General features: G+C 62.4%; 1 pseudogene. It reads right to left on the bottom strand.

The window, feature by feature from the left end:
* Window positions 1–1455: pseudogene (locus tag LCM4576_RS31715) on the bottom strand (hypothetical protein); the annotation flags it as partial.
* Window positions 1456–1560 lie beyond the last annotated feature (105 nt).

Below are 1560 nucleotides of genomic sequence, written 5' to 3' on the forward strand. Positions count from 1 at the left end.
CTCCCCGGCTTCCTCGCCCTGCAGGATACCCCGCGCCAGACCATTCGCGACCATCGCAAGCCGTGGCGTCGCGAACGCGCCGAAGCGACGGCCCTTGGGGCCTAGACCGCGGGCGATCTCCCCCAGAGCCTGATAGCACACCGGCTCTTGCGTCCACTTGGCGAAGCCGTTCACCAGGAGCGCCAAATCCTGCGCCGTAAAATCGGAGAGCCCGACATCCGGGCGGTCGGCGCGGCGAAGGACCTCCTCGCCAATGGCGACCGCGGCCTGCCGATTGCGCTCCTCTTGCGGCCACTTGCCGAAACCGTTCACCAGGACCGCCAGATGCTGATGACTAAATCCCTTGATTTTGCCGACGCGGGAAGCGATCTCCCCAGCCATGGCAACTGCAGCCTGGCGCATGCCTGGCTCTTGCGGCCATTTGCTGAAGCCATTCACCAAATTGGCCAGGCTCAGCGGAGCAAAGTCGGAGAGCCCGACATTTGGGTGATCGGCGCGGCGAAGAACCTCGCCGCCGATGGCGGCCGTGGCTTGCCGATTTCGCTCCTCCAGCGGCCACTTGCTGAAACCGTTCACCAGTATGGCCAGCTGCTGATGGGTAAATCCCCTGATTTTGTCGGCACCGGAGGCGATCTCCCCGGCGATGGCGACCGCCGCCTGGCGCATGCCTGGCTCTTGCGGCCACTTGCTGAAGCCATTGATCAGATAGGCCAGTTCCTGACCAGGAAAACCGCGCAATCGGTTGGCGGCGCAACTGAGCTCAGAGGCGATGGCGATCATCGCCTCGCGCGTGCTTGCCTGCTCCGGCCACTTGCTGAAACCGTTCACCAGATCGGCCAACTCTTGATTCGCAAATTCCTTGAGCTTTCCGGCTCGGGCAACAATCTCGCCCGCGATGGCAATGGTCGCCTCGCGCGTCTGTTCGGGCCACTTGCTGAAACCGTTCAACAGGTTGGCCAACTCTTGATACCCAAATCTGTTAAGCTCGCCGGCTCGGGTAACGACCTCGCCCGCAATGGAAACCGTCGCCTCGCGCGTCTGTTCGGGCCACTTGCTGAAACCGTTCGCCAGGTTCGCCAGATGTTGATCAGTGAATCCGCCGAGCTCTTTGGCACGCGCAACGATCTCGCCGGCAATGGCAACGGTAGCATGGCGCATGTCGATGTCTTCGGGCCATTTGCCGAACCCGTTCACCAGATTAGCCAACTCTTGATGTGGAAATCTATTGAGCTGGCCGGCGCGGCCAACGATCTCGGCGGCGATATCCGCCGCAGCTTGGCGCAAATCCTGTTCTTCCGGGTACTTGCCGAAGCCATTGACCAGGTTCGACAGGCCCTGCGGGCTAAAATCGGAGAGCCGCTTGGCTCGGCCTGCAAGGCGCGTCACCTCGGTGCCGATAGCGCTAGTGGCTTTCCGACACTTCGCCTGGCTCGGCCATTTGCTGAAACCGTTCACCAGGTTCRCCAGGCCCTGCGGTTCGAAATCGGAAAGCCGCTTGGCTCGGCTTGCGAGGTACGTCACCTCGGTGCCGATAGCGCTGGTGGCGTCCCGACACTCCGC

Source organism: Mesorhizobium sp. LCM 4576 (genome assembly GCF_001854815.1).
Taxonomy (GTDB): domain Bacteria; phylum Pseudomonadota; class Alphaproteobacteria; order Rhizobiales; family Rhizobiaceae; genus Mesorhizobium; species Mesorhizobium plurifarium.